Annotated in this window: 17 protein-coding genes and 1 tRNA gene; 4 read left to right on the top strand and 14 right to left on the bottom strand. The window is 69.6% G+C overall.

Going from position 1 to position 18,092, the window contains the following annotated elements; translation table 11 throughout:
* Positions 1 to 57 precede the first annotated feature (57 nt).
* Both N8I71_RS13960 and N8I71_RS13965 read right to left on the bottom strand, forming a co-directional pair.
* Positions 58 to 2,649 carry a cation-translocating P-type ATPase gene (locus tag N8I71_RS13960; protein WP_262878623.1) on the bottom strand — a complete coding sequence of 864 codons (2,592 nt, stop codon included), beginning with the start codon at positions 2,647 to 2,649 and terminating at the stop codon, positions 58 to 60.
* A 153-nt stretch (positions 2,650 to 2,802) separates the two neighbouring features.
* Positions 2,803 to 2,889, bottom strand: a tRNA-Leu gene (locus N8I71_RS13965).
* A 309-nt stretch (positions 2,890 to 3,198) separates the two neighbouring features.
* On the opposite strand from N8I71_RS13965, the gene N8I71_RS13970 reads away from it, so the two are divergent.
* Complete coding sequence (locus N8I71_RS13970; RefSeq protein WP_262878624.1) at positions 3,199 to 3,975, top strand: hypothetical protein; 777 nt, start codon at positions 3,199 to 3,201, stop codon at positions 3,973 to 3,975.
* Here the strand turns inward: N8I71_RS13970 and N8I71_RS13975 are convergent.
* The 8 genes from N8I71_RS13975 to N8I71_RS14010 form a co-directional block, all read right to left on the bottom strand.
* A complete protein-coding gene (locus N8I71_RS13975) occupies positions 3,960 to 4,499 on the bottom strand; it encodes an adenine phosphoribosyltransferase (RefSeq protein ID WP_262878625.1) in 540 nt (179 codons plus the stop codon). The genes N8I71_RS13970 and N8I71_RS13975 overlap by 16 nt on opposite strands.
* 41 nt (positions 4,500 to 4,540) lie before the next feature.
* Positions 4,541 to 5,215, bottom strand: a complete 675-nt coding sequence (locus tag N8I71_RS13980; RefSeq protein ID WP_262878626.1) for a DUF2927 domain-containing protein — start codon at positions 5,213 to 5,215, stop codon at positions 4,541 to 4,543.
* A gap of 95 nt (positions 5,216 to 5,310) precedes the next feature.
* Positions 5,311 to 6,225, bottom strand: a complete 915-nt coding sequence (locus tag N8I71_RS13985) for a dienelactone hydrolase family protein (protein WP_262878627.1) — start codon at positions 6,223 to 6,225, stop codon at positions 5,311 to 5,313.
* Positions 6,222 to 6,851 (bottom strand): LysE family translocator, encoded by a 630-nt coding sequence (locus N8I71_RS13990; protein WP_262878628.1) that lies wholly within the window; start codon positions 6,849 to 6,851, stop codon positions 6,222 to 6,224. Before N8I71_RS13990 ends, N8I71_RS13985 begins: the two co-directional genes overlap by 4 nt.
* A 28-nt stretch (positions 6,852 to 6,879) precedes the next feature.
* Entirely contained in the window at positions 6,880 to 7,359 is a 480-nt protein-coding gene (locus tag N8I71_RS13995; protein ID WP_262878629.1) for a DUF2269 family protein, read from the bottom strand.
* Complete coding sequence (locus N8I71_RS14000; protein WP_262878630.1) at positions 7,356 to 8,627, bottom strand: SDR family oxidoreductase; 1,272 nt, start codon at positions 8,625 to 8,627, stop codon at positions 7,356 to 7,358. Before N8I71_RS14000 ends, N8I71_RS13995 begins: the two co-directional genes overlap by 4 nt.
* Positions 8,624 to 9,493: an S-methyl-5'-thioadenosine phosphorylase gene (locus N8I71_RS14005; RefSeq protein WP_262878631.1), complete on the bottom strand. Its 870-nt coding sequence runs from the start codon at positions 9,491 to 9,493 to the stop codon at positions 8,624 to 8,626. The genes N8I71_RS14000 and N8I71_RS14005 overlap by 4 nt, the downstream gene beginning before the upstream one ends.
* Positions 9,494 to 9,648: 155 nt before the next feature.
* Positions 9,649 to 10,254, bottom strand: a complete 606-nt coding sequence (locus N8I71_RS14010) for a flavin reductase family protein (RefSeq protein ID WP_262878632.1) — start codon at positions 10,252 to 10,254, stop codon at positions 9,649 to 9,651.
* Between the two features lie 103 nt (positions 10,255 to 10,357).
* On the opposite strand from N8I71_RS14010, the gene N8I71_RS14015 reads away from it, so the two are divergent.
* Positions 10,358 to 10,834: a GNAT family N-acetyltransferase gene (locus N8I71_RS14015; protein WP_262878633.1), complete on the top strand. Its 477-nt coding sequence runs from the start codon at positions 10,358 to 10,360 to the stop codon at positions 10,832 to 10,834.
* Positions 10,835 to 10,921: 87 nt separating this feature from the next.
* Here N8I71_RS14015 and N8I71_RS14020 read toward each other — a convergent pair whose 3' ends face one another.
* The 4 genes from N8I71_RS14020 to N8I71_RS14035 all read right to left on the bottom strand — a co-directional run bounded on the left by N8I71_RS14020 (position 10,922) and on the right by N8I71_RS14035 (position 16,895).
* A complete protein-coding gene (locus N8I71_RS14020; RefSeq protein WP_262878634.1) occupies positions 10,922 to 12,532 on the bottom strand; it encodes a GMC family oxidoreductase in 1,611 nt (536 codons plus the stop codon).
* A gap of 62 nt (positions 12,533 to 12,594) precedes the next feature.
* Complete coding sequence (locus N8I71_RS14025; protein ID WP_262878635.1) at positions 12,595 to 13,881, bottom strand: SulP family inorganic anion transporter; 1,287 nt, start codon at positions 13,879 to 13,881, stop codon at positions 12,595 to 12,597.
* A 97-nt stretch (positions 13,882 to 13,978) separates the two neighbouring features.
* Entirely contained in the window at positions 13,979 to 16,222 is a 2,244-nt protein-coding gene (ptsP, locus tag N8I71_RS14030) for a phosphoenolpyruvate--protein phosphotransferase (RefSeq protein ID WP_262878636.1), read from the bottom strand.
* 82 nt (positions 16,223 to 16,304) lie between these two features.
* Positions 16,305 to 16,895 (bottom strand): TetR/AcrR family transcriptional regulator, encoded by a 591-nt coding sequence (locus N8I71_RS14035; protein WP_262878637.1) that lies wholly within the window; start codon positions 16,893 to 16,895, stop codon positions 16,305 to 16,307.
* A 73-nt stretch (positions 16,896 to 16,968) separates the two neighbouring features.
* Here N8I71_RS14035 and N8I71_RS14040 point away from each other — a divergent pair, with 73 nt between their 5' ends.
* Together N8I71_RS14040 and N8I71_RS14045 are read left to right on the top strand one after the other, a co-directional pair.
* Positions 16,969 to 17,598 carry an NAD(P)-dependent oxidoreductase gene (locus N8I71_RS14040; protein ID WP_262878638.1) on the top strand — a complete coding sequence of 210 codons (630 nt, stop codon included), beginning with the start codon at positions 16,969 to 16,971 and terminating at the stop codon, positions 17,596 to 17,598.
* Positions 17,599 to 17,612: 14 nt separating this feature from the next.
* Entirely contained in the window at positions 17,613 to 18,083 is a 471-nt protein-coding gene (locus N8I71_RS14045; protein WP_262878639.1) for an anthrone oxygenase family protein, read from the top strand.
* The last annotated feature ends 9 nt before the right edge of the window (positions 18,084 to 18,092 follow it).

The raw sequence follows: 18,092 nt of genomic DNA on the forward strand, positions 1-18,092 counted from the left end.
GTCCGTTCTCCTTTCAGCCATGGTGCAACGACCGGCGCGGGGGGGTATTGACCGAGATCAAGCGGACGCCCGACGCCGGGACCGTGCCGAAAGGATCGTCTTCACCGCCTCCGGCACGATCAGAAGCGGAAGGGCGAGCGCGGCGATCATCAGCCAGACGCCGCCATCCAGCGGGACCGTCTGCAGCATGGTCTGCAAGGGCGGCCAGTAGACCGCCGCCACCTGCAGGCCCAGCATGGCCGCGAACGCCAGCAGAAGCGTGCGGTTGGACAGGAAGCCGAGCTTCCAGCAGGGGCTCTTGAGCGACCGGAACGCGAAGACGCTGACCTTCTCGAACACGACCATCGCGGTGAAGGCCGCCGTGCGGGCCACGTCGACCCCCAGCGGCAGGAGCGCCTCGAAGAGCCAGACGCAGGCCAGGCCGGTATAGAGACCGAAGGCGAGGATCAGGGGCGCGCTCTTGAAACTGAGGATGCGCTCATTCCGCGCGCGAGGCTTCTCGCGCATCTGCGCACGGTCAGCGGGTTCGAGGCCGAGCGCCACGGCGGTGACCCCGTCGGTGACGAGGTTCATCCAAAGGATCTGGGTCGGCAGGAAGATGAGCGGCGACAGGAGGATCGTGTTGAGGATCAGCGCCACCACCTCGCCGGCGTTCGACGACAGAAGGTAGCGGACGAACTTGCGCGTATTGTCGAACTGCCGCCGCCCCTCGCGGATCGCCGCCACGATGGTGGCGTAGTTGTCATCGAGCAGCACGAGGTCCGACGCGTCCTTGGCCACGTCGGTGCCCCGTATGCCCATGGCGATGCCGATATCGGCCTTGCGCAGCGCCGGCGCGTCGTTCACGCCGTCACCCGTCATCGCGACGGTCAGGTCCTGGGCCTGCAGCGCTTCGACGATCCTGAGCTTGTGGGCGGGCGAGACGCGGGCAAAGGCGACATCGGTGGTGAGGGCCTCCTTCAGCGCCTCGGCGTCGAGCGCGTCGACTTCATCGCCGGTCAGGACCCTGCTCGCGCCGATGCCGAGCGCGTTGGCGATGTTGCGGGCGGTTGCCGGGTGATCGCCGGTAATCATCAGCGTCCGGATGCCCGCCCGGTTCGCGGCGCGGATCGCGTCGCCGACTTCCTTCCTCGGTGGGTCGATCAGGCCGACGAGGCCGAGAAAGATCATTTCCCGCTCTTCGATCTCACCGTCCTGCGCGTCGCGGAAGGCGAGGCCGATGACGCGCAGGCCTTCGGCCGCCATCTCTGTCGCGGCGTCGTGGAGCGCGTCTCGGTCGGCCTCGGTCATCGGCCGGGCCTGCCCGTCGCACCACACGAAAGACGAGATGGGAAGAACCGTCTCGGGGGCTCCCTTCATGCACAGGCGCAGGCCGTCGCCGTCCCGTTCCAGCACGCTCATCCGCTTGCGCTCGCTGGTGAAGGGAAGCTCCGCGACCCGGTTCACGGGATCCGGCGTCTCGGCCCATGCCTTGTGCGCAAGCACGATCAGTGCTGTCTCGGTCGGGTCGCCGATCGGTTGCCAGCGGTCGCCTTCCCGCACCAGCCGGGCATTGTTGCAGACCTGCGCAACATGGCAGACGAGCGCCAGCGTCGCGTCGCTCGCGGCATGGACCTTGATGCCCGCGCGCTCGACGTGGCCTGCCGGGTCATGGCCCGTGCCGGTGATCGAGTAGGCGCTGTCCTCGGTGCGCAGGCGGTTTGCCGTCATCGCGTTTTCGGTCAGAGTTCCGGTCTTGTCGGTGCAGATCACGCTCGCAGCGCCCAGCGTTTCGACGGCCTGGAGCCTGCGCACCAGCGCGTTCTGCCGCGCCATGGCGCCTGCGCCCAGGGCCAGCGTCACGGTCACGACGGCGGGCAGGCCTTCGGGAACCATGGCAACGGCCATGGAAAGGCCGAGCATGAACACCTGAAGCGCCTCGAGCCCGCGCCAGATGCCAAAGCCCGCGACGAGGGCCGCAACGCCGAGCGCGATGTAACCCAGCTGCCGCGCAAGGATTCCCAGCTCCCGCTGGAGCGTGGTTTCGCGGTCGTCCACGGCTCCCGTCAGGCGTGCGACCTCGCCGAACTGCGTCTCCATCCCGATCGCCGTCACGGTGATCTCGGCGTGGCCCGAGGAAACGGTGGTTCCAGACAGGGCCATGTCGTCGGGGCCCCGCGAAACCGGAACGGATTCGCCCGTCAGCGCGCTTTCGTTCAGCCTCAGGCCCGCCTCGGCGACGATCCGGCCATCGGCGGGCACCCTGTCTCCCTCGGCCAGAAGCACGAGATCGCCCGGCAGAAGCTCGCGCGAGGGGATGGTCGTCTCGCTGCCGTCGCGCAAGACCACCGCATGCGGCGTGAGCATCGCGCGCAGGGCCTCGATCGCGCGTTCGGCGCGCCATTCCTGCACGAAACCGAGCCCCGCGTTGAGGATCACGACCGCCCCGATGGCGAGCGCGTCCACCGTTTCGCCAAGCGCCGCGGCGATGCCTGCGGCGACGATCAGCATGACCACGAGAAGGCCGGTGAACTGGCGGGCCAGGACCTGAAGGGGCGTCGGCGGCGGCTCCACCACCAGCTCGTTCCAGCCGTGGCGCGCGCGCAATTCCGCGATTTCCGGCGTGGACAGGCCGCGCGGGCGCAGGGGCGCGGAGGCGCCGGGGGCCATGCCTGGCGTTTCCGTCGGGGCCTGGGTCACGGAGTTCGGGCGCTTGACTTGCGGTTCGCTCGGTACATCGGCGACAGGCTATGCCGCGGATGCGGACCCGCGCCTTGCGCTGCATCAAGGAAAGGCGCGCTACGCGGGGTGTCCGCGCGGCTGTGGTGCGGGCGGTGGGATTTGAACCCACACGGCCTTTCGGCCCACGGATTTTAAGTCCGATATGTCTACCAGTTCCATCACGCCCGCCGCTAAACCGGGCTACCGCGCGGGGCGGCGGAATTCAACTTGGCATGGATGGGTCACGATGGCGGCGAGAGTGGCTGCGTGCCCGCATGCGTCGCAGGTGTGGGGTAGGGCACGCAGCCGTCTCGTCGCTGCAAGTCGCAGAAGAGGCCCAAGGTCTTCGACCGTCGGGCCCGTCCATGTTTGTCAGGAATTGCTTAACAGGGCGTTAAGGCGCGCGGTCCAGACGCTTTGCGACAGATCAAGGTGGCCCGGTCCGTGATGCGGCATCTTCAGTGCGAAGCGCGCGCAATGCCATTGGAGGAGACCGCCATGCCGCGGAGCCTTCGCGATCTGGTGACCGTGTCGCCGCCGACATTCGACCGGACATCCTTTCCGGGCGTAGATCGGCAGCTCGGCGCGGCCCATGCCCCCTTCGACCGTGCCTGGCTCATGGCCCGGTTCGACGAGGGGCTTCAGATCCGCATGCTGCCACCGCCCCAGTGCGGGATCGTCCTGTTTCAACCCGGACGCCTCAGCTGGCGACCGATCGAGGGGCTGGAAGACGCCGTGGTGGTCCATGATCTGCGTGTCGATGCAAACGGCGCGCCGCGCGTCGCGGCCGAAAGGCTCTGGGACGGCGTCGTCGATTTCGCCCGGTTCTACGGGTTCACCAGCGTACTGGCCATCGTCGGAGCCGAAGAAGGCCTGATCGCCCCCGGCGTCGCGCCCGGACGCGGCTGGCTTGCGCTCGACCGGGGACCGGGCGGCGCCCGGCTCGTGGCGCGGATCCTGCAAGGTCCCGTGGCGATGCCGCGTTTTCCGCGCGACTGGAAGGCCCGGGGCGCATCGCTCGGGCCCGGCTGCATCCTTCAAACGACGGGCGAAAGCCCCGCGCTCGAGACCCGCGCCGCGCGGCTCGTCGCGCGCGCGGCCGAAGCGGGCATCGTGGTTCGGCGCGACCGGCTGACCTGCCCCGAGCAGGCTCGGGCGCGGGCGGTCAGTCCGGGTGCCACCTTCTCGGTGATCTGCGAGGGCGTGCGTCTGGGCGGGGCCGAGATGAGCGATACGGAGATCCTTGCGGCCTTCGCCTCTCAGAGGCCCTCGTAGGTGCAGATGGCGTGGACGGACATGCCCATGTCCTCCAGCCGTTTCCGCCCCCCGATATCGGGCAGATCCACGACGAAGGCGCAGCCCACGACCTCGCCGCCGAGCCGCTCGATCAGGCGGATGCCCGCCTCCGCGGTGCCCCCTGTCGCCAGGAGGTCGTCGACCAGCAGGACTTTCTGGCCCGGTTCCACCGCGTCGTCGTGAATCTCGACGATGGCGCGGCCGTATTCCAGTTCGTATTCCTGCTCGATCGTGGCGGCCGGCAGCTTGCCCTTCTTGCGGATCGGCACGAACCCCTTGGACAACTGATGCGCCACCGCGCCGCCGAGGATGAAACCGCGCGCCTCGAGCCCGGCGACGAGGTCGATGCGCTGGCCCACGAAGGGCGCGAGCAGCTGGTCCACAGCAAGGCGGAAGCCACGCGGGTCCTGGAACAACGTGGTGACGTCCCGGAACAGGATCCCTTCATGCGGAAAATCGGGGATCGTGCGGATGTAGTCCTGGACAACCTTGGTATCGAGCATCGTGGCAGAGCCTTTCGGAATGCGGCCATGGGAGGCGGCCGTCAGAGGCGGGGATAATGGCGGCGCAGCGCGGCGGCGTCCTGGCCGCGCAGCCGGGTCACGGAGTTCCCGTTCTCCGAGAAGATCGAATCCTCGTAGGCGGGCGAGACGATATCGGTCACGAGGCCGAGTGACTGCACCAGTTCCTCCAGCACGACCGAGGCGATCTCGCGCCGCTGGATGTCGGCGGAAATGGCGATGGCAGCACTCGTGATCTCGTCGCCGCGCGACCGGATGGCGACGCGCCCGATCGAGATTTCCGATCCGTCGAGGTCTGGTACGCTGGTGCCCGAGATCTCGCCGCCCTGGGGGGTGTCGACCAGGTAGACGGGGACGTCGAAGGGACCCTCGAAGGCGCGTTCCAGGAACAGGTGCGCCCCCGCCCCATTGATCTCGGCGATGGCCAGATCGAGGGCGCGGTCCACCAGGTCGAAACGGTAATTCACGAAGGTCTCGGAGATCTGGGCGATGCCCACGCGCAGCCTCAGGCGGCGCTCGACCGGCCACCAGATGAACGGCTTGGCGCAGTCGCCGCCGGGAGGGGCGGCGCAGGCGACCATGCGGTAGAAGGCCTCGTCCGAGACAAGGTCTGGCACGGCGATGTATTCCTGTGCCCCGCCCGCCCTTGGCAGGAGGAGGAAGGATAGGACCGCGACCATGACAGCCTTGCGCCACATGCCGATGTGATCGCAAGCCGCGCGCCCGGGATCAAGCGTCTGCCCGAGCGCGGCCCGCATCCTGTGGCGAAGAGAACGCGGACGCCGAAAACCGATCATGGCCCGAGCGCCTCGCTGAGGAACCGCAGGACGGCTGCGCGCATCTCCGGGGTCTCGACATGTCCGCCCGGGCCGTCTGTGACAACCTCGAGCCGTTCGTCGGCATGCATTTCGGCATAAGCTGCGCGAAGCCTGGCGAGCGCCGGGTCGAACGCTTCGGGCGGGGTCAGCGGATCGGCCAGCCCGGCGCAGACCAGCTGCGGGCGCGGCGCGATCAGGGACGCGACCCCCCCCATGTCGCCGTGCCGCAGCAGGCTGGGGACGGTCATGTAGATACCGTGGAGGTCGTGGCCCCCGCCGGCGATCAGTGGCCCCATGTCCGCGAAGGCGCAGAGGTGCGCCGCCGCCGCCACCCGGTCATCGAGCGCGGCGAGCCAGTAGGCATGCGTCGCCCCCATCGAAAGCCCCAGGGTGCCGATCCGGTCCGCATCGACCCGTGGATCCTCCGCGAGGATGCACAGCCCTTGGGCGAGGTCCCCGAGCATCCGGCCGAGAAGGGTCTCGCCCCTCCAGAGCGCGGCCTTCGCAAGCGCGCCTTCCGGGCCGTCGCCCTGCCGCTCCCCATGGCCGGTCATGTCGAGGCAGAGAACCACGTATCCCGCCGCTGCCAGAACCGGCCCATAGGCCCCGGAGGGGAGCGCGCGCCGCCCCTCCATGAGTTCGCGGCGCCCGATCTCCCAGGCATTGCCATGGGCGTGGCAATAGAGGATCGCGGGAAATGGGCCGTCCCCCGCTGGCCGCAGCCCTGTCGCGGGTATCGGGCCGCGGTCGGTGTCGAGGATCAGCTCCTCCCGGAGGAAGGCGCCGTGGTCGCACACCTCCCGAATACGCGCCGGCACCGGGTCAACGGGCCATGCCTCCACCCCCAGAAGCCGCCGGAGCGTGGACCTGTCCAGCCCCGCCTCTCTCACCCCTGCACCCGTCTGAGCGATGCCGTCAGCAGGCCCATCGCGATCAGCGACACGCCGCCCGCGCGGGTGAGCCAGGCTATGGCGCCCGGCGCCAGAAGCCGCGCCCGCATCGCGTCCGCCACGAAGGCGAACGACAGCGCGTTGAGCGTGGCGAGCGTCACGAAACTCGCGATCATCGTTACGAATTGCGGCAGGAGGGGCGCGGACGGGTTCAGGAACTGCGGCACGAAGGCCACGAAGAACGCGATGGACTTGGGGTTCAGTGCCGTCACTCCCGCTGCGTGGACGAAGGTCCTCCGCGCCGTGACCGGACCGGACGCCGCGAAGCGCGCATCGTCCGTCCCGGCCGAGCGGATCAGGCGGACGCCAAGCCAGACGAGGTAGACCGCGCCGACCCACTTGAGCCAGGTGAAGGCCGTGGCCGAAGCGAGGACCAGCGCGCCCAGTCCCGCCAGCGAGGCCGTCATGGTCACGAGATAGCCGAGCGCCACGCCCCCCGCCGTGGAAAACGCGACGCGCCGGCCCTGGCTCAACGCGTAGGACACGACAAGCAGCACGGTCGGCCCCGGAATGACGAGGAGAACCGCGGAGGCCGCCACGAAGGCGAGCCATGTGTCGAGCTGCATTGCCGGTCTCCCGTGCCGATGCCGCCACTCAACCCCAAAGCGGGGGCCGTGTCACCATCAGCCAGAAGACGACCAGAAGCGCCGCGAAGGCAGGCCAGCCAAGCGCGAACCAGAGCCGGTAGGCGGCGCGCGCCTCGGGCGGCAGGGGGGCGCCCGCCGCGGCTGCCTCCCGCGCGAGATCGCGGATGCGGATCTGCAGCCGCACGACCGGCACCCAGCAGGCGAAGGCGACCGCATAGAGCGCGTAGGTCACCACCAACCACGGCGCCGTCAGCGGGTAGCCGGCCAACCAGACGAGCCAGAGGCCCGTCGCGGGCTGTACGATCCCCGCCGGCGTCGTGAACAGCCAGTCGGCCACGACCACGCCCGCCGCCACGCCCTGCACCTGCACGGGATCGCCGCGCCACATCACCCAGACCATCTGGAACGCCGTTCCGATCCCGGTTCCGAACAGGACCGTGGCCGACAGGATGTGCAGCCACTTGGCGAGGAGGTAGGGGTCGATCACCGCTCGTCCTCCAGCACCATCCACACGAGGATCAGGGCGAGGATCGGCAGGTTCTTCTGCAGCCCCCCCAGCGGCAGGAACCACAACTCCGGCGCGATGAAGCTGAAGGAGATCGTGTAGGCGCCCACGAGACCCAGCTGGAAGATTCCCGTCAATCGTGGCCGCCAGTTCCGCAGGAGCAGCCCGACAAGCACCAGGTCCGCCACTCCGCCAAGCCGCGCCATCGCGATCCAGGCCGCATCGGGCACCGGGCTGCCCTCGACCAGCGGCAGGAATTGCGCCGACGGCAGGAACAACCCGAGAAGCCCCGAGAAGAGCCACAGGAAGGCGAGCGTCAGCCTCAGGACCGGTCGCATCAGGTAGAGCCGCGCATGCCAGAGGTCCTGCGTGCCCGCCGGCCTCGCCGTGGCGAAGCGGCTCACGCCGTCCGGAGCGAGGCCGAGTTGCCGGGTCAGCGCCGTCTCGTCTGCCTCGACCCCGCGCGCCAGCTGCGTGACCGCGGTCAGCGATACGGGCCCCAGCCGTAGCAAGTCCCCGACCCGTCCGAGTGTCCGCGCCATGGGCAGGGGAATGCGCAGGACCGGCACCGGAGCAAGTCCCATCCAGCCGCGCAGGAGACCCAGAAGTCCGGCCTGGGTGATCCGTTCGGGCCCGCCGATATCCTGCGGTCCGGGTGGCGGCGGCGTGTCGAGACAGGCCGCGATCACGCGCGAAAGGTCGCGCGCATGGATCGGGTTGAACACCTGTTGCCCGTCGCCCACCACCGGCGTCACGACGGGCAGCGCCGCCAGCGCACGGGCCAGCGAACTGCCGCCATAGGACGTGTCGCCGAGCACGAGGCCCGCCCGCAGGATCGTGGCGCCCGCCTCGGCCGCGACGGCCTCGCCCTCCCGCCGCCAGTGGGCGAAGGGCGTGTCGGCCTCGAGCCCCACGGCCGAGAGCAGGAGCGCCGGCGCCCCTGCGGCACGGGCGGCATAGGCCGCGCGTGGTGCTGCGACATGCACCCCGCGGAACGCTGCCTCGCTGCCGGTCAGGAGGCCGGCCGCGTTCACCACCGCGCGCCCGTCCGCCAGGTGCGGCGCCCAGAAGGCCGCATCATGCGTCGCGGGATCCGCCAGGTCTGCCTGCAGGACCGCGAAGCCCATCCGCTCCAGCCGCGAGACGCGCCGGGCCGAGGCGAGCACGTCCCAGCCGGCATCGCGCAGGTGGTGGATGATGTAGCGGCCGATGAAGCCGTCGGCACCCAGGACCAGGGCCCGACGCGTCAAAGGACACGGCCCGCGATGGCCGAGAGCTTCTCGACCATGGCCGGGTCGCGCCTGTCGGGGGCGGTCAGGATCGCGGTGTCGAGCGCGCGGTCGCAGCCATGGGGGCAGGGCAGGCGCGCCGCCCCGAGAAGGGCCGGAAGGCCCGCCACCATCGCGCGCGCCTTGTCGGCATTGCCCGAAAGCGTCGCGATGATCTCGGCGATGTCCACTTCGCCGTGATGCGGGTGCCAGCTGTCGTAATCCGTGACCATCGCCACCGAGGCGTAGCAGAGCTCGGCCTCGCGGGCGAGCTTGGCCTCGGGCATGTTGGTCATGCCGATCACGTCGCAGCCCCAGACCTCGCGGTAGAGCTTCGACTCGGCGAGGCTGGAGAACTGCGGCCCCTCCATGGCAAGGTAGGTGCCGCCCTCGTGCACCGTCACGCCCGCCGCGCGGGCGGCCATGGCGCAGGCCTCCGACAGGCGCGGACAGGTCGGGTGTGCGACCGAGACATGGGCCACGAGACCCTCGCCGAAAAAGCTCTTCTCCCGCCCGAAGGTGCGGTCGATGAACTGGTCCACGATCACGAAGTCCCCGGGAGCCATCTCCTCGCGGAAGGACCCGCAGGCCGAGACCGAGATCACGTCGGTGACGCCCAGCCGCTTCAGCGCGTCGATGTTGGCGCGGTAGGGCACGGAGGTCGGCGAATGCACATGCCCCCGCCCGTGGCGCGGCAGGAAGGCCATCCGCACGCCGCCGAGCCTGCCGGTCAGGACCTGGTCCGAAGGCGTGCCGAAGGGGCTTGCCACGTCGACCCACTCCGCATCGTCCAGCCCGTCGATCTGGTAGACGCCGGATCCGCCGATCACGCCGATCATGGTTTCCATGGCAGGTCTTCCCCCGTTGCTGACGTCGCGCCTGCGCTAGGCAACCATCCGCGGGCCCGCGGTGCAAGCGCGGGGCGGCCGCAAACCCCGCCGTTGCTTCATCTTTCCGCAAATACGCATCGCGGCGCCCGCCGCCGCGCGGGGCGCCGGGGACGTCACTCCCCGGGTCGGTTCAGGCTGAACTTCTCGCGGATCACCGAATAGTCGCGGTATCCCATCCGCGTCAGCGGGTTGAACCGCAGCACGTCGAAGACCCCGTCGATCACGCAATCGTCGCGCATGTGGACGCCGATCACCTCCCCGAAGACCGCGAAATTCGCCTCCCCCTCCAGCTTCACGATCTGGGTCATCCTGCATTCGAGGTTCGCGGGTGCCCCCGCCACGCGCGAACAGGGGATCGTCTCGCAGGCGGCGCGCTCGATCCCCGCCAGCTCGAACTCGTCGGTCTCCTTCGGCCATGGGCCGGATGTCAGGTTCATCGCATCCTTCATCGCGTATTCCACGATGTTCACGCAGAAGACTCCGGTTTCGCGGATATTCGCGACACTGTCCTTGGTGTCGCCCCGGTCCTCCTTGGCGGAGGTCGAGGCGAACATGACCTGCGGCGGCACGTAGGCGACCGCGTTGAAGAACGAGTAGGGCGCGAGGTTCTCGGACCCGTCCGCACCCCGCGTCGAGATCCAGCCGATGGGGCGCGGCGTCACGATGGCGTTGAACGGGTTGTGCGGAAGGCCGTGGCCGTCCTGCGGTCGATAGAACATGTCTTCCTGTACCTCCTCGCGGTTTGGCAAAGGGGTAGCCGCGTGATACGCCCGTGGCCAGAGGCAAAGACCAGAGTCTTTCTGGGGGCAGACGGCAGACCCTGTGTACGACTTTCTCCGCGAAGAACCCCAGGACAAGTGGGAGGTCGAGGCGCTTTACGACCTCTGTTTCGCGCCGGGACGCGAGGCGCTTTCGTCCTACAGGCTGCGCGACGGCGTTCCGCCCGTGCGCGACCTCTGCCTCGTGGCGCGCGACGATCTCGGCATCCTCGGCGGCGCGATCCGGTTCTGGCCCGTGCGCGTCGGCCGGCACGAGGCGCTCCTTCTCGGCCCCGTGGCCGTGCACCCGACCCGGCAGGGCGAGGGGCTTGGCGGCGCGCTGATCCGCGAGGGGCTGCATCGGGCCGAGGCGGCCCGCTGGCCGCGCGTGATGCTGGTGGGCGACGAGCCCTATTACCGGCGCTTCGGCTTCGCCCGGCTCGACGGTGTCGAGATGCCGCCGCCCACCAACCCCGCCCGCGTCCTGGGGATCGGCGCGTGGGAGGGGGTTGCGGGCAAGGTCACGCGCTGGGCGCATTGAGGCCGGACGAGGCATGCGTATTTGAAGAAAGATGAAGTTCAGGACGCGCCCAGGTCTTCATCTTTCCCGAAATACGCAATCCGGCCCTCAGCGCAGGCGCGCGCGGATCATGTCGGAGGCCTTCTCGGCAATCATCGTGACCGGTGCATGGGTGTTCCCGCTGGTGATCGCCGGCATCACCGAGGCATCGGCGACGGATAGGCCGCCGATCCCGTTGACCGTGAGCTCGGGGCTCACCACCGCTCCCGGATCGCTTCCCATCCGCGCGGTCGAGACGGGATGGAAGATCGTCGTCGAGATGTCGCCCGCCGCCCGAAGCAGCGCCTCCTCGCCGTCGACTTGCGGCCCTGGCTTGATCTCTATCGGGCGGAACTCGGCCATGCGCCGCGTCGCCATGAGCGCGCGTGCGTGCCGGATCGAGTCTACCGCCACCCGCTGATCGGCGGGCGCGGAGAGGTAGTTCGGCCGGATCTCGGGCGGCGACCTCGGGTCGGGGCCCGCGACGTGCACCGAGCCCCGGCTTTCGGGCCGCAGGTTGCAGACCGAGACGGTGAGCGCCGGGAAGCGGTGGAGCGGCTGCCCGAAGGCGTCGAGAGACAGCGGCTGAACGTGATACTCGATGTTCGGCGTCTCGTGCTCGGGTGAGGACCGCGTGAAGATGCCGAATTGCGAGGGCGCCATGGCCAATGGCCCCGATCGCTTGAGCGCGTAGTCGAGCCCGATCTTCAGCTTGCCCCATGGGCTTGCGTACCAGTCGTTCAGCGTCCGCGCGCCCTCGATGCGGAAGATGGTGCGGATCTGCAGGTGGTCGGCGAGGTTCTCGCCCACGCCTTGGGTATCCTGAACGACGTCGATGCCTAGCCCCTGCAGGAGGTCCGCCCGCCCGATGCCGGACAGCTCCAGTATTTTCGGCGTGCCGATGGCGCCGGCGGCCAGCACCACCTCGCCGCCCGCCCGCGCATGGAAGGCCGCGCCGTCCTGCACGAAGACGACGCCGGTTGCGCGCCGGCCCTCGAAGGTCAGGCGCGCGACTTCGGCCCCCGTCACGATCCTGAGGTTCGGCCGCTTGCGTGCAGGGTCGAGAAAGGCGCGCCGCGCGTTCCAGCGCAGGCCGCCCTTCTGGTTTACCTCGAAATATCCCGCGCCCTCGTTGTCGCCCCGGTTGAAGTCCTCCGTGCGCGGGATGCCCAGTTCTCCGGCCGCCTCCGCCACCGCATCGAGGATCGGCCAGGAGAGCCGCTGCTTCTCGACCCGCAACTCGCCCTCGCCGCCATGCTCGGCGTCGGCGCCGGCGTGGTGTGCCTCGGACCGCCGGAAGTACGGCAGGACATCGTCCCAGCCCCAGCCGGGATTGCCCATCTGCCGCCACAGATCGTAGTCCCGGGCTTGGCCCCGCATGTAGATCATGCCGTTGATGGAGGAGCATCCGCCGAGCACCTTGCCGCGCGGGTAGTTCAGCGACCTGCCGTTCAGGCCGGGGTCGGGCTCGGTCTTGAGGCACCAGTCGAGCGAGGGGTCGCCCATCGCGTAGAGGTAGCCCACGGGAACATGGACCCAGAGGCGCCTGTCGCTGCCGCCCGCCTCGAGAAGCAGGACCTTCCGCGTCGGATCGGCCGACAGCCGGTTCGCCAGGACGCAGCCCGCCGACCCCGCGCCGACCACGATCACGTCCCAGTCACCGAAATCGCCCGCTTCCATGTCGCCTCCCGCATGCCCGTAGGGTGGGCGGTCCGCCCACCATGCCCCGGCACGGTCTACCCCTACCGGTCCGGCGGCGTCCAGTCGGCCGGCGGGACCTCGCGCCGGCGGAGCCTCAGCGCGAGGCCGAGCGTCACGCCGACCCCGATGGCGACCGTCAGGTCGGCGAAGACCGTGAGCACCAGCGTCAGCACGAGAAGCACCCGGTCTGAGATCCGCCCCTCGGTCAGGTAGCCCCGCCAGTGCTGCGGTTCGCTCATGTTCCAGGCGGTCACGAGGAGAAGCCCCGCCAGCGCGGGCATCGCGAGGTATCCCGCGAGGGGGGCCGCGGCCCACATGACGCAAAGGATCGTCAGTGCATGAAAGATGCCTGCCAGCGGCGTCCGCCCCCCCGCGCGCACGTTCGTCGCCGTCCGGGCGATGGCCCCGGTGGCCGGCAGTCCGCCCATCAGCGCCGAGCCGATATTGGCAACGCCCTGCGCGAGGATCTCGGCGCTCGGCCGGTGTCTGCCCGCCACCATCCGGTCCGCGACCATGGCCGAAAGGAGCGACTCGACGCCTGCGAGGAAGGCGATGATGAGGGCCGAGGGCAGCAGCTCCACAAGCCGGGCCGACGTGATCTCCGGAATGGCAGGTGCGGGCAGGGTGGCGGGCAGGGCGCCGAAGCGCGCCCCGATCGTATCGACCGGCAGGCCGAAGAGGGCGACCGCGGCCGAGGCCCCGGCCACCGCGAGGATCAGGCCCGGAAACCGCGGAAAGGCTCGGCGGAGCGCCACGATGGCCGCGATGGTGCCGAACCCGAGGGCGAGGCTCGCGACATCCACGGTATCGCGCGCCGCCCAGAGCGCGGGCAGACGTTCCAGCACGTCCGCCGGCGTACCCTCTGCCAGGGTCATTCCGAAGGCGTCGGGCAGCTGGCTCAGCGCGATGATCGCGGCGATGCCGATGGTGAAGCCGTTTATGACGGGCTCGGGCACGAGACGGATCAGGCTTCCGGCCCGCAGGAGGCCCGCGACGACGAGGATGATCCCCGCCATCAGCGTTGCCAGCACGAGGCCGTCGAAGCCGTGCGTCGCGATCACGCCATGAACGACCACGATGAAGGCGCCGGTCGGCCCGCCGATCTGCACCCGGCTTCCGCCGAGCGCGGAGATCAGGAAGCCCGCGACAATGGCGGTCACGAGGCCGGTCGCGGGCGGCGCGCCCGAGGCGATGGCAATGGCGAGGCTGAGGGGCAGGGCGACCATGGCGACGGTCACGCCTGCCACGAGGTCCGCCAGCACGCTTTGCCGCGTGCTCTCGGGCAGCGTCGTCAGGATCTTCGGTTTCAGGATCGGAGCGTTGTGCATCGGGGCGGGGCGGTCCGGCGCGTTTCCGGGGCCTTTCCCCGCATCCGTTGGCCGAGACAGGCTTACGCGTCGTCCGGATGCGCCGCAAGGGGCGGGGTCAGGCGTTCCGCCGCAGCCAGTCCATGACGACGGGCCGCACCGATTGCGCCCCGCTTCCCCGTGCATGGTCGATGACCGCGCGCGCCTCCTGCAGGTCGACACGCCGCAGAAGCGACTTCACCGGCCCGATGGAGGCCGGTCGCATCGACAGGGACCTGAGGCCCATCGCCGCGAAGCAGACCGCCTCGACGGGGCGGCCGGCATCCTCGCCGCAGAAACTGAGCGCCGTGCCCGTCTCGGCGCAACGGTTCACGATCTGCTCGATGAAGGTCAGGTAGGAGACGTTCAGCGTGTCGTAGCGCCGGCGCACCCGCTCGTTCTCGCGGTCGGCGGCGAAGAAGAACTGCTTGAGGTCGTTGCCGCCGATCGAGATGAAATCGGCCAACTCGTAGAACTGCCGGGGTGCGAAGCCGAGGGAGGGCGTCTCGAGCATCGCGCCGATCTGAAGGCTTTCCGGCAGCACACGCCCCAGCGCCGCCTCGCGCTCGAGCTCGCGCAGGAGGTGGTCGCGCGCCTGCGTGAACTCGTCGAACTGCGCGATGAAAGGGAACATCACCGTCAGCGGCCGGCCATTCGCCGCCCGGATCAGCGCCTGGAGCTGCATCCGCATGACGCCCGGCTTGTCGAGGCCGACGCGAATCGCGCGCCAGCCAAGTGCGGGGTTCGGCTCTTCCGTGGGTTTCATGTAGGGCAGGACCTTGTCCGACCCGATGTCGAGCGTGCGGAAGACGACGCGCTTGCCGCCCGCGGCATCCATCACGCGGGAATATAGCGCGGCGAGCTCACCCCGCCGCGGAACCTTGTTGCGGGTCAGGAACTGGAGCTCGGTCCGGAACAGGCCCACGCCCTCCGCCCCCGAGGACGGAAGCGAGGGCAGGTCGGCCATCAGCCCTGCGTTCATGTGCAGCGACACGACCGTGCCGCACAGCGCCTCGGCCGGCTTGTCCCGGATCGAGGCGTAGCGCTCCTGCGCCGCGGCCTGCATGGCGAGCTTGTCGCGGAAGGCCGAGGCGACGGCGTCTTCGGGGCGGAGGTGCACCACGCCCTCGTCCCCGTCCACGAGGATGAAATCGCCGTTCAGCGCCTCGGTCGTAATGCGGCTGGCATGGATGACCAGCGGGATCGCCAGCGCGCGCGCAACGATCGCGGCATGGCTTCCGACCGACCCCTCCTCCAGCACCACGCCCTTCAGCCTTCGGCCATAGTCCAGAAGCTCCGCCGGCCCGATGTTGCGCGCCACGAGGATCGGATCGTCGGGCAGTTCCGCGCCGGTATCCCGGCCCTGTCCCGTCAGCAGCCGCAGGAGACGGTTCGACAGGTCGTCGAGGTCGTGCAGCCGGTCGCGCAGGTAGGCGTCGGGCACCGTCTCCATCCGCGCGCGGGCGGTGGACTGTTCCTTCTCGACGGCCGCCTCGGCGGACAGGCCGCGGGCGATGTCCTCCTCCATCCGGCGCATCCACCCGCGGGAGCGGGCGAACATGCGGTAGGCCTCCAGCACTTCGCGCTGCTCGGCGTCGCCGGGCGCCACGTGGTCGAGCATCCGGTCGACATCGACGCGCAGCCGATCCACCGCCGCCCGAAGCCGGTCGAGTTCCACCGCCGGGTCGTCGGCCACCGGGCGTGTCACCACGACGCGCGGCTCATGCAGCCAGACATGGCCCATCGCCGCGCCTTCCTGCGCGCAGCCGCCGCGCAGCATCACCTGCGCCTTGTGCCGTTCCCTGAGCGCCGCGCCCTCGCCGGTGAACGCGCCGAGTTCGGTCATTTCGGCCAGCACCATGGCCACGACCTCGAGGGCGTAGACCTCGTCGTCCGAATATTCGCGTTCGTCCTTGGACTGGACGACGAGAACGCCCAGCCTTTCACCAAGACGCATGATCGGCACGCCGAGGAAGGAGGAATACCGTTCCTCTCCGGTCTCGGGCATGTAGCGGAAGCCGCGCTCGGCCGGGGCGTTCGCGGTGTTGATCGGGCGCGAATGCTTGGCCACGCGCCCGACAAGGCCCTCGCCGATCCGCATCCGCGTGACGTGGACTGCTTCCGGCGCAAGGCCCTGCGTGGCGCAAAGCTCCAGCGTGTCGGCGTCGCGCAGCAGGTAGATCGAACACACCTCTGTGCCCATCGAATCGGCGATCAGATGCGTGATGCGGTCCAGCCGCTCCTGTCCCTCGACAGGTTCGGCCATGACCGCCTGCAAGCGCGAGAGGAGCTTGCGGCTTTCGCTTTCGCTTTGCTGGACCATCGACCCCTGATCCCGTGGCGCCCGTCCTGAGCTGCCGACCCGAGGGACAGGCATAGCCCGAGGTTGCGGCGCGGCGCAACGTTCAACCGGGGCCTGTCAGGGCCGTCCGTGCGAGCCGGAGGATCTCGTCGATGTAGTCCTCCTGCGACCAGCCGCAGGCCTGTGTCAGGTGTTCCCAGAGGGACACGGACAGGAGGCCAGCCAGCAGGTCCGTCGCCCGCTCCTCCGTAAGCCCGGGGCGCAGGTCGCCGTCCCGAGCGAGCGCTGCAACTGCCGCAGCGCAGCCATGGCGGACGGCCGCCATCCGGTTCTCCCAGGCCGCGCGCGCCTCGGCGTCCGTCGCCATCATCGCCATCAGGGCCCGGCCCACCGGGTAGATCACCGGGATATGCCCGCCCCAGGCGGCGATGAAGGCCGGAAGCCTTTCGGCCCCGGTCGTGGCGGCGCGGCTCTCGGCGAGCGTGGCGTCGATGTCGACCTTCTCGTCGAGGCGCTTCGTCGCCGCGATCAGCAGATCCGCGCGATTCGGGAAATGCAGGTAGACCGCCTGCCGCGAAAGCCCCGCGGCCTTCGCGATGTCCGACATACGCGTGCGCTCGGGGGCCCCTGATTCCAGCAGGTTGAGCGTGACGTCGAGGATGCGGGCGCGGGTGTCTTCGGATTTTCTTGACATGCTGTAAAGTGGCAGGTTATTGACACGGCGTCAACTTGACATCGTGTCAAGAAATTGCAGGAAAGGACACGCCATGAACGTCATCGTCTTCGGAGCCACCGGCACGGTCGGCAAACTCGCCGTCTCGGAACTCCTCGCCTCGGGCCACGCCGTCACCGCCTTCGCCCGCCATCCCGAAAGGCTCGGCCTCGACCACCCACAGCTCTCGCACCACGCGGGCGACGCGCTGGACGCCGCCGACGTCTCGGCCGCCGTGAAGGGGCAGGACGCCGTCCTCGTCGTCCTCGGCGCAGGCATGTCGCGCAGGTCGCGCATCCGCTCGGACGGCACGCTGAACGTCATCCGCGCAATGCAGGCCCACGGGCCCCGGCGGCTGATCGTCCAGTCGACGCTCGGCGCGCGCGACAGCTGGAACACGCTGAACTTCTGGTGGAAAAGGGTGATGTTCGGTGCGCTTCTCGCGCCCGTCTTCCGCGATCACGAACTGCAGGAGCGGCTGGTGGAGGCATCGGGCCTCGACTGGACCATCGTGCGCCCCGGCGCCTTCACCGACGCGGCGACGAAGCGCCCGGTGATCGAGGATGTGCCCAACACGGCCCGCGGGCTGGATCTCAAGATCCGCCGCGCGGACCTTGCCCGGTTCCTCTGCCGGCAGGTCGCGGACCGCACCTACCTTCACCGCGCCGTCGGGCTCTCGAGCTGAGGGGAGGCACGGACATGGACATTCTCCTGACCGCCGCGGGCCTCCTCATGGCGCTTGTCGCCGGGGTCTTCCTCAGCTTTTCGGACTTCGTCATGCGGGGCCTCGCGGAGGCGCCCGAGGGCCACGGCGCGGCGGGGATGGTGGGGCTGAACCGCACCGTCTACCGCTCGGCCTTCATGGGGCTTCTGATGGGCTTCGCGCCGGGATCGCTGGCGCTCGCCGCGCTGGCGCTCTGGCACCTCGACGGCGCCGCGCGCGTCGTGGTGGTGGCCGGGACGGGGGCCTACATTCTCGGCGTCATGGCGGTCACCGGCCTTGGCAACGTGCCGATGAACACCCGCCTCGACGACCTGTCTCGCAGCGCCGAGGGAACGTCCGGCTACTGGCCCGGCTACGCGGCCCGCTGGACCCGGCTCAACCACCTGCGCGTGGCGGCCTCGACCTTCGCCGCCGCGGCCTGGCTCATGGCGGCGCAGCTTGCCTGAGCCGACCCC

Source organism: Roseicyclus sediminis (genome assembly GCF_025515305.1).
Taxonomy (GTDB): Bacteria; Pseudomonadota; Alphaproteobacteria; order Rhodobacterales; family Rhodobacteraceae; genus Roseibacterium; species Roseibacterium sediminis.